This is a genomic window from Nocardioides sp. CPCC 206348 (assembly GCF_048654705.1).
GTDB lineage: Bacteria > Actinomycetota > Actinomycetes > Propionibacteriales > Nocardioidaceae > Nocardioides.
Window position 1 is genome coordinate 3,971 of the sequence record NZ_JBMCZA010000136.1, and the last position, 8,333, is coordinate 12,303.

Sequence of the window (8,333 nt, forward strand, 5' to 3'; positions counted from 1 at the left end):
GGATCCGAAGCTGGGCTGGGCAGAAGACTTCTCCCCGGGGATGATCAAGCTCATCGGCGCAGCGGAGGTCGCGGGCGCACTCGGCCTGATCCTGCCGGGTGCGTTCGACGTCGCCACCTGGCTGGTCCCGGCCGCGGCGATCGGCCTGGCCATCACCATGGTCGGCGCAGCGATCGCGCACGGCCGGCGCAGCGAGTGGCCGGCCACCGGGTTCACCGTCGTCCTGCTGGCCTTGGCCGTCTTCGTCGCGGTGGAGCGGATCGGCCCGCAGGCCCTCTGACGGCTCAGGTCCGCCCTGGCAGCAGGACGGTGACGACCAGCCCTCCCGCAGGGCGGGGCGCCAGCACCAGGGTTCCGTCGTGGGCGTCCACGATGCTCTGGACGATGGCCAGTCCCAGGCCGATTCCGGCGTGGTCGGTACGGATCCGCTGGTTCCCGCGCTGGAAGGGCTCGACGAGGGTCGCCACCAGTTGAGGGGTGAGCTTCTCGCCCGTGCTCTCGACCGTGAGTACGACGCCCGCCCGATGCGCACCGGTCCGTACCCACACCGCCCCGGACTCGGGCAGGTTGTGCACGATCGCGTTGTGCACGAGGTTCGTCGTCATCTGCAGGAGGAGCGCCTGCGAGCCGGTGGTCAGTGCCTGGTCGCCCGACGTCTCGATGGTGGTCCCACGCTTCTCGGCGAGCGGGAGCAGCGTCTCCGTTGCCTCCTCGGCAGCGAGTGAGAGGTCGACGGCGCCGCGGGCGAAGGCCTGCTGGTCGGCGCGGCTGAGCATCAGCAGCGCCTCGGTGAGGTCGATCGCGCGCGCGTTGACGTGGTGCAGCCGGTCGATGAGCTCGTCGACGTTGCGGGTCGGTTCGTTGCGGGCGACCTCGAGCAGGGTCTGGGTGATCGTCAGCGGCGTGCGCAGCTCGTGCGACGCATTCGCGGCGAAGCGCTGTTGCTCGGCGACATGCGCCTCGAGGCGCGCGAGCATGGCGTCGAAGTCGTCCGCGAGCTGGCGGAACTCGTCGTTGCGCCCCTCCATCTGGATCCGGTGGGAGAGCGAGCCGGTCGTGGCCTGTCGCGTGGCGCGGGTGATCCGGTTCAGTGGCGCGAGCATGCGGCCGGCGAGGATCCATCCACCGACAAGCCCGAACAGCAGCATGCAGCCGAGCGCGATCGCTGCCTTGGGCACGAATGCGCGTTCGAGGTCGGACCGGTTCGGGATGAAGGCGGGCTGTGGGGAGGACCGATCGGGGACGACGAATCCGCCCCCGGTGCTGGTCACCTCCGGCACGTAACGCAGCAGGAACACCCACACCACCGCGAGCAGCAATGTCCCGGCCACCATCAGGAACCCGGCATAGCTGAGGGTCAGCTTGAGCCGCACGCTCAGGCCCGGCGGCCTACGCACTGCCAGCTCCTTCAGCGGTCGACGGAGTGGTGTCGATCCGGTAGCCGACCCCGGGCACCGTCGCGATCAGCCACGGTTCACCGAGCCGCTTGCGCAGCGACGACACGGTGATCCGTACGGCGTTGGTGAACGGGTCGGCGTTCTCGTCCCACGCCCGCTCCAGCAGCTCCTCGGCGCTGATCACGCCTCCCTCTGCCCCGACCAGGACCTCGAGGACGGCGAACTGCTTGCGGGTGAGCGCGACGTACCGACCGTCGCGGTAGACCTCGCGGCGGAACGGGTCGAGCCGCAGGCCGGCGATCTCGCTGACGGGGGGCCGGTTGTGGGCTCGCCGACGATCGAGCGCCCGCAGCCGGAGCACCAGCTCACGCAGGTCGAAGGGCTTGGTGAGGTAGTCGTCCGCGCCGAGCTCGAAGCCGGTGGCCTTGTCGTCGAGCCGGTCGGCGGCGGTGAGCATCAGGATCGGCATCCCGCTGCCGGACGCGACGATGCGCTCGGCGACCTCGTCGCCCGACGGACCGGGGATGTCGCGGTCGAGCACCGCGATGTCGTAGGTGTTGATGCCCAGCAGCTCGAGCGCCGTGTCGCCGTCGCCGGCGATGTCGGCAGCGATCGCCTCCAGGCGCAGGCCATCGCGGATGGCAACTGCAAGCAGGGGTTCGTCCTCGACGATCAGCACGCGCATGGCAATGCCGATGCTACGAGCACGCGCATATCGCCGACATATCGAAAGCCGCATACGGGCCGGCAACGCCGCATTGCCTTGGCTGGACGCATGAACTACGCCAAGACCATCGCGGTCGGGACGATCGTGCTCACCGCAGCGATCGCGGTCCCGCTGAGCCAGCAGGTGCTGGGCTCCACCGCTTCCACCATCACGACCCCGTTCGACGCCTTCCTCGGTGGCGACGACGGCGCCCTGGGTGAGGACGGCGGTGAGCTCCCTGACGGCGTGACCGTCTTCGACGACGACTACCCGGCCGTGGCCAACCTCGATCCCGACCTGCTGCAGGCGCTGCGCGACGCCGCGGACGATGCGGCCGGCGCCGGCATCGCCTTCCAGGTCAACAGCGGCTGGCGCTCCGAGGCGTACCAGGAGCAGCTGCTCGACGACGCTGTCGACAAGTACGGCTCCCGCGAGGAGGCGGCCCGCTGGGTGGCCACCCCGGAGACCTCCGCGCACGTCTCCGGTGACGCCGTCGACATCTCCCAGGGTGAGGCCACGAGCTGGCTGGCACGCCACGGGTCGTCGTACGGCCTCTGCCAGATCTACCGCAACGAGCCGTGGCACTTCGAGCTGCGGCCGGAAGCCACCGAGATCGGGTGTCCGCGCCCGTACGCCGACCCGACCGAGGACCCGAGGTTGCAGCAGTGAGAGGACCCGGAGTGCACGACATCCTTGGTACGGCGACGGGTATCGCCTTCGGCGCCGTCGCCCTGTTTCCCCTTGCCCTGCTGGGGATCTGGGCCCTGGCCCGTCTGCGCGTCCTCACCGGTACGCCGACCAGGTGGGCCTGGCGCACGGCGCTGGCCGACGTGGGAATCGTCTACGGGACGGTGCCGTGGGTCTGGATGACGATGTTGCCCGGCAACCAGGCGGGGCTGGTCACGGGCGCCGTGAGCCTCGTGCCGTTGCGCGACCTCGAGACGATGTCCGAGATCCAGGTCGTCGGCAACCTCGTGCTGCTCTCGGCACTGGGCTTCTTCGTCCCACTGCGGTTCCGGTCGTTGGCGTCACTGCCACGGATCGTCGTGCTCGCGGGGTGCTGCTCGGCGCTGATCGAGTCGGCGCAGTACCTGCTTCGACTCGACCGTGTGTCGTCGGTGGACGACATCCTCCTCAACACTGCAGGTGCCGGGATCGCCGCGCTGCTCTCACTCCCCTGGTGGCACCGTCCCGCAGACGATCAGCCGATCCCGGTCCGGAACCCCTCGCGCCAGCTCGTGTAGCGCGGCGCCCAGACCAGCTCGCGCTTGGCCTTCGCGTTCGACGACCCCCGCACGGTGGTCATCAGGGCCAGCCCGAACTGGCCGATCAGCGGCCGGGCCAGCCAGGCCGGCAACCTCATCGGCAACTTGCCGTCGAGCTGCTCGGCCAGGTAGGGCAGCCACTCGGCGACGGGCGCGGGGTCGTCGTCGACGACGTTGTAGATGCCCGCGGCTCCCCGTTCGATCGCGGCCACCGTCGCGGCAGCGGCGTCGTCGATGTGGATCCACGACCACACCCCCGCCCCACCGCCGACCACCGGGAACTTCGCACGCCGCACCATCTCCCCCATCTCGCCGTCACGCGACAGGGCGTTGCCCGGGCCGTAGAAGTTGCCGTAGCGAAGAACCACGCCCTCGATACCGGGCGCCGCGGTGACGACCTCCTCGACGTGCTTGATGGCGCGCAGCGTCTCCCGCGCCTCCTTGCCGGGGTCCGCCACGAGCGGGTCGTCCTCGGTCTTGACCCACCCACCGGCGCGCTCGTTGGTCCAGTGCCCGCCGTAGCTCTGCGCGACGAAGCGTCGGACACCGGACTCCCGAGCGGCCGCGATCAGGTGATCAGTGCCCTCGATCCGCAGCCGGTTCGTCATCGCGAAGTCCTGGTCCCACTTCTTCATGTTTCCCGAGAGCGCGCTCAGCGCGGTGAGCTGGTGGACGACGACGTCGGGCTTCGCCTCGGCGACAGCGGCGCGCACGCTGTCCGCGCCGAGCGGGTCCATCACGATCCCGGTGGCGCCCAGGGCATCGATGGCGGCGCGTCCGGCCTCGTTGCGGCTCGAGCCGAACACCTCGTGGCCGGCTTCGGCCAGCAGGGGCACGAGGCGGCTTCCCAGCGCTCCGGTGGCACCGGCAATGAAGATTCGCATGATCCTTTTCCCTTCGGTTGGGGGCTTGTACCCCTTCGACGGGACAGGCCTGTCAGGTGTGACAAGTCCCTGGAAGTTCTTGGCTAGTCTTGGCCGGACGATGACGGATCTCGCCCTGGCGCACGACGAACTGCGCCCGCTGATGTTCTCGATCGCCTACCGGATGCTCGGCAGCGTCGTGGAGGCCGAGGACGTCGTCCAGGACGCCTTCCTCCGTCTCCACCGCAGTTCCCTGGAGGGCGTGGACAACCTCGACGCGTACGCCACCACCGTCACCACCCGGCTCGCCATCGACACCTTGCGCTCGGCCCGCGTCCGTCGGGAGCAGTACGTCGGCCCCTGGCTGCCGGAGCCGATCGTCGACTCCGACGACGCCGACCCGGCGCACCGCATCGTGCTGGACGAAACGGTGTCGACGGCCTTCCTCGTGCTGCTCGAGGCACTCTCACCGGTGGAGCGTGCGGTGTTCGTGCTGCGCGACGTCATCGGCTACGAATACGCAGAGATCGCGGACGTCGTCGACAAGAGCGAGGCGAACTGCCGACAGATCTTCGCCCGTGCAAAGAGGCGGATCAACGACGGCAAGCCGCGCTTCGAGGCGACCCACGAAGACCGCGACCGGCTGGCCTCGGAGTTCCTCGCCGCGATGAACGACGGCGACCTGGCCGGCCTCGAGCGGTTGCTCGCCGAGGACGTCGTGTTCGTCGGCGACGGCGGCGGCCGGGCACCGGCGATCCAGAAGCCGATGGTGGGCGCGCTGGCCGTGGCCCGATTCCTGCTCGGCCTCATGCGTCAGGGCGACCGGTTCGGCGTACTCCTCGACCTGGTGCAGGCCAACGGCCAACCGGCACTGCGCACCCGCGACGCCGACGGCGCGCTCCTGTGCGTGATGACGATCGATGTCGACGCCGGACGGATCGTCGGACTCGGCAACCTCCTCAACCCGGAGAAGCTCGGCCACCTCGGCGCGGTCGGTGACCTGAACACGCTCCTCGGCCACCGCGACTGAGAACCGTGCCCTCGCGCTGAACCCGGCTCTTCTGGGTACCGCAGGGGCGACGGCAGACCCGAGGAGGTCAACATGCGACAGACATCAGGCATCGGCGGCATCGTGGTGGTGATCTGGCTGGTCTTCGGCGTGCTGGCCGCGGTCCAGCGCGGCTACTTCAGCGACGACCGCGAGGTGAACTGCAAGACGTTCAGCGACACCGCGCTGACCATCGTGGCCGGACCGCTGAACTACTTCGGCGTGAACCCGAAGGTCGAGTGCGACACCGAACCGTCTGAGTGAACGTCTGACTCAGGCGCGCTGCGCTCCCGGTGGTGCCACACGACGTGGAGCCGGCCCGACTCCGGGTGTGGGCCGACCGAGGTCTGCACCCCGTAGACCCGCTGGATCGTGGCGGGGGTCAGCACGTCCGCGGCTGCCCCCGCCGCCACGACCGCGCCGTCCTGGAGCAGCACCAGCTGGTCACAGAACGCGGCTGCCAGGTCGAGGTCGTGCAGCGCCGCGACCACCGTCAGCCCCAGTCGCCGCACCGTGGTGAGGAAGTCGATCTGGTGACCCAGGTCGAGGTGGTTCGTCGGCTCGTCGAGGATCAGGATCTCCGGCTCCTGCGCCAGCGCGCGGGCGAGCTGGACCCGCTGGCGCTCCCCACCGGACAGGGTCTGCCACCTCCGGTCGAGCAGGTCGCCGACCTCGGCCAGCCGGACGGCCCGGGCGATCGCATCCCGCCCCTCGGTGCGCGACGCGGGCCACCGGCCGCGGTGCGGGATCCGTCCGAGCTCGATCACCTGGCGCACCTGCAGGTCCAGCCCGGTGACCGAGTGCTGCTCGAGCACCGCCACCCTGCGGGCCCGGTCGCGGGCAGGGAGCCGGTGGAGGCTCTCCTCACCGAGGTGCACCTGGCCGGCGTCCGGGCGACGCAGCCCCGCGAGGACGTGCAGCAGCGAGGTCTTGCCCGAGCCGTTCGGACCGAGCAGTCCGGTCACGGTGCCCGGCGGGCACTCCAGCGACACGTTGCGGAGGATCGTGCGTTCCGGCACGCCCCATGTGATCGATTCAGCCCTCATCGCGCACGCTCCCGTCGCAGCAGTACGGCGAACACCGGGGCACCGAGCACGGCCGTGACCACACCGATCGGGATCTCCTGGCCGTCGATGATCGACCGGGCCGCCGTATCGGCCCACACCAGCAGGATCGCCCCGACCAGTGCGCTCAACGGCAGCAGCCGACGGTGGCTCGGTCCCACCAGCAACCGCACGACGTGCGGCACCACGAGACCGATGAAGCCGATGGCACCGGTGTAGGCCACCAGGCTGGCGGTGACGAGCGCCGTACCCGTGAGCAGGATCCAGCGGGTCCGGTTGACCGAGACACCCAGCGAGCTGGCCGCCGACTCCCCGAACGCGAAGGCGTCGAGGTCCGAGGTGAACGCAAGGACTGCGACCGACGCGACCACGGCGACGACCAGCAACAGGATCGCCGAGTCCCAGCGCAGCCCGGCCAGTGACCCCATCGTCCAGGCGAGCACGCGGCGAGCGGCGTCATGGTCACCACTCATGATCGTGACGAACGACGTGTACGCCGCGCACACCTGCCCGACCGCCACTCCGGCCAGCACGGTGCGCGCCGGTGGCAGGTCCCCCGCCCGGCCGGTGGCCAGCACGAGGACCGCGACCAGCGCACCGAGCGCGCCGAGGAACGAGCCGAGGGTGAGCATCGTGGTGGCGAGCAGGCCGCCGACCGACACCCCGAGCACCAGCACGCTGACCGCGCCGACAGCCGCACCGCCGGAGATGCCGAGCAGGTAGGGGTCGGCGAGGTCGTTGCGGGTCAACGACTGCAGCACCACGCCGACGAGCGCCAGGGCCGCACCCGTGGCCGCGGCCCCGAGCACGCGCGGCATCCGCAACTGCCAGACGATCTGGTCGTCGAGCAGGGACACGTCCCCACCGAGACCGAAGCGTTGCGCGATGACCTCGAGCACGGTCGACGTCGGGATGGGCACCGAGCCGATCCCGACGCCCATCACCACCGTGACCACGAGTACGGCGACGAGCAGCGCACCCAGGCCGACCGCGAGCAGGCCACCCGTCGCGCCGGGCCCGCTGGCCCGGCGCGACGCGAGTGCCACGGACATCAGCGCGGCAGCTTGTCGAGCTGCCCACCGACGTTGACGGCACCATCGGCGAGGCGGACCCCGGGCGTGGTCTCCGAGAACGGCAGCGCCACGAAGGCCCCGGCCTTCACGGCGCGCATCTTGCTGAGCACCGGGTCGTTCCTGAGGTAGGCGATCTTCTCCTTCGCCGTGGACCACGAGGCGTCGGCGAGGACGATGACATCGGGGTCGGCCGCGATGACCTTCTCCCACGCGACATCGGTCCAGCCGTGCGGGATGTCCGCGAACACGTTGGTCGCACCGACCGCGTCGAGGATCAGCTGCGGGCCACCCTCGCCGGTGCCGACGTACGGCGTCTTGTCACCCGAGTCGTACCAGAAGACGTCGATGCCGGCGCCGGGCTTCTCGGCCTCCAGTTCCTCCAGCACCTCCGACTGTGCGGTGCGGATGGCTTCCGCCCGTTCCGGGACGCCGAACGCCCTCGCCACCAGGTCGACCTCGTCCCAGACCGTCTCGAACGTGGTGCCGCCCTCCGGCTTGGCGTCGCCGTCACCGCACCCGAAGAGCGAGGTCATCGAGGCGATGCCCAGCTTCTCGAGCTGCTCCTGCGAACCGGCGGCCTCGTCGTCGTACGCACTGATGTAGGAGCCGTAGATGAAGTCGGGCTTCGCGTTGATCACGGTCTCGTGGTCGGGGTACTGGTCGGAGAGCACCGGCACCGCGTCGTAGGCCGCCTTCCACTTCGCGGGGACCGCGTCGTCGATGTAGCCCGTGCCGACGAGCTGGTCCTCGACGCCCAGGGCGAGCGCGACCTCGGTCGCGCCCTGGTTCATCGTGATCGCCCGGGTGGGGCGGGCGTCGAGGGTGGAGGTGAAGCCACAGGTGGTGACCTCGAGCGGGTAGCCGCCCTGCGGGGACGCCGCCTTCTCCTCGCTCGGAGCACCCGCGCAGGCGGTGAG

At 70.3% G+C, this 8,333-nt stretch carries 11 protein-coding genes; 5 read left to right on the forward strand and 6 right to left on the reverse strand.

Annotated elements, in window-relative coordinates:
- Positions 1 to 280 (forward strand): DoxX family protein (locus tag ACOADB_RS08730; protein WP_378597569.1); only part of this gene is annotated, 280 nt, incomplete at its 5' end.
- Positions 281 to 284: 4 nt separating this feature from the next.
- Here the strand turns inward: ACOADB_RS08730 and ACOADB_RS08735 are convergent.
- Both ACOADB_RS08735 and ACOADB_RS08740 read right to left on the reverse strand, forming a co-directional pair.
- Positions 285 to 1,397 carry a sensor histidine kinase gene (locus tag ACOADB_RS08735; protein WP_378597570.1) on the reverse strand — a complete coding sequence of 371 codons (1,113 nt, stop codon included), beginning with the start codon at positions 1,395 to 1,397 and terminating at the stop codon, positions 285 to 287.
- Positions 1,390 to 2,082, reverse strand: coding sequence for a response regulator transcription factor (locus tag ACOADB_RS08740; protein ID WP_378597571.1), 693 nt, complete (start codon positions 2,080 to 2,082; stop codon positions 1,390 to 1,392). The genes ACOADB_RS08735 and ACOADB_RS08740 overlap by 8 nt, the downstream gene beginning before the upstream one ends.
- Before the next feature lie 90 nt (positions 2,083 to 2,172).
- Between ACOADB_RS08740 and ACOADB_RS08745 the strand changes: the two genes are divergently transcribed.
- Together ACOADB_RS08745 and ACOADB_RS08750 are read left to right on the forward strand one after the other, a co-directional pair.
- Positions 2,173 to 2,772 (forward strand): M15 family metallopeptidase, encoded by a 600-nt coding sequence (locus tag ACOADB_RS08745; RefSeq protein ID WP_378597572.1) that lies wholly within the window; start codon positions 2,173 to 2,175, stop codon positions 2,770 to 2,772.
- The gene (locus tag ACOADB_RS08750; RefSeq protein WP_378597573.1) at positions 2,769 to 3,347 is read left to right on the forward strand and encodes a VanZ family protein; all 579 of its coding nucleotides are present in this window, start codon (positions 2,769 to 2,771) and stop codon (positions 3,345 to 3,347) included. The genes ACOADB_RS08745 and ACOADB_RS08750 overlap by 4 nt, the downstream gene beginning before the upstream one ends.
- On the opposite strand, the gene ACOADB_RS08755 is transcribed toward ACOADB_RS08750, so the two are convergent.
- Positions 3,305 to 4,252, reverse strand: coding sequence for an NAD-dependent epimerase/dehydratase family protein (locus ACOADB_RS08755; RefSeq protein ID WP_378597574.1), 948 nt, complete (start codon positions 4,250 to 4,252; stop codon positions 3,305 to 3,307). The two genes, ACOADB_RS08750 and ACOADB_RS08755, sit on opposite strands and share 43 nt — an antisense overlap.
- 100 nt (positions 4,253 to 4,352) lie before the next feature.
- Between ACOADB_RS08755 and ACOADB_RS08760 the strand changes: the two genes are divergently transcribed.
- Together ACOADB_RS08760 and ACOADB_RS08765 are read left to right on the forward strand one after the other, a co-directional pair.
- On the forward strand, positions 4,353 to 5,261 hold the full coding sequence (locus ACOADB_RS08760; RefSeq protein WP_378597575.1) for an RNA polymerase sigma-70 factor: 909 nt from the start codon (positions 4,353 to 4,355) through the stop codon (positions 5,259 to 5,261).
- A 72-nt stretch (positions 5,262 to 5,333) separates the two neighbouring features.
- Positions 5,334 to 5,543, forward strand: a complete 210-nt coding sequence (locus tag ACOADB_RS08765) for a hypothetical protein (RefSeq protein WP_378597576.1) — start codon at positions 5,334 to 5,336, stop codon at positions 5,541 to 5,543.
- Here the strand turns inward: ACOADB_RS08765 and ACOADB_RS08770 are convergent.
- The 3 genes from ACOADB_RS08770 to ACOADB_RS08780 all read right to left on the reverse strand — a co-directional run.
- Positions 5,492 to 6,325, reverse strand: coding sequence for an ABC transporter ATP-binding protein (locus tag ACOADB_RS08770; protein ID WP_378597577.1), 834 nt, complete (start codon positions 6,323 to 6,325; stop codon positions 5,492 to 5,494). The two genes, ACOADB_RS08765 and ACOADB_RS08770, sit on opposite strands and share 52 nt — an antisense overlap.
- On the reverse strand, positions 6,322 to 7,395 hold the full coding sequence (locus ACOADB_RS08775) for a FecCD family ABC transporter permease (RefSeq protein WP_378597578.1): 1,074 nt from the start codon (positions 7,393 to 7,395) through the stop codon (positions 6,322 to 6,324). The genes ACOADB_RS08770 and ACOADB_RS08775 overlap by 4 nt, the downstream gene beginning before the upstream one ends.
- The coding region (locus ACOADB_RS08780) for an ABC transporter substrate-binding protein (RefSeq protein WP_378597579.1) at positions 7,395 to 8,333 on the reverse strand (939 nt) is incomplete at its 5' end. The genes ACOADB_RS08780 and ACOADB_RS08775, both read right to left, overlap by 1 nt.

What these genes read in the sequence shown, in the direction of transcription:
- ACOADB_RS08740 (WP_378597571.1), bottom strand. Translation starts at nt 2,082, where the DNA reads ATGCGCGTGCTGATCGTCGAGGACGAACCCCTGCTTGCAGTTGCCATC.
- ACOADB_RS08745 (WP_378597572.1), top strand. Translation starts at nt 2,173, where the DNA reads ATGAACTACGCCAAGACCATCGCGGTCGGGACGATCGTGCTCACCGCA.
- ACOADB_RS08755 (WP_378597574.1), bottom strand. Translation starts at nt 4,252, where the DNA reads ATGCGAATCTTCATTGCCGGTGCCACCGGAGCGCTGGGAAGCCGCCTC.
- ACOADB_RS08760 (WP_378597575.1), top strand. Translation starts at nt 4,353, where the DNA reads ATGACGGATCTCGCCCTGGCGCACGACGAACTGCGCCCGCTGATGTTC.
- ACOADB_RS08765 (WP_378597576.1), top strand. Translation starts at nt 5,334, where the DNA reads ATGCGACAGACATCAGGCATCGGCGGCATCGTGGTGGTGATCTGGCTG.
- ACOADB_RS08770 (WP_378597577.1), bottom strand. Translation starts at nt 6,325, where the DNA reads ATGAGGGCTGAATCGATCACATGGGGCGTGCCGGAACGCACGATCCTC.
- ACOADB_RS08775 (WP_378597578.1), bottom strand. Translation starts at nt 7,395, where the DNA reads ATGTCCGTGGCACTCGCGTCGCGCCGGGCCAGCGGGCCCGGCGCGACG.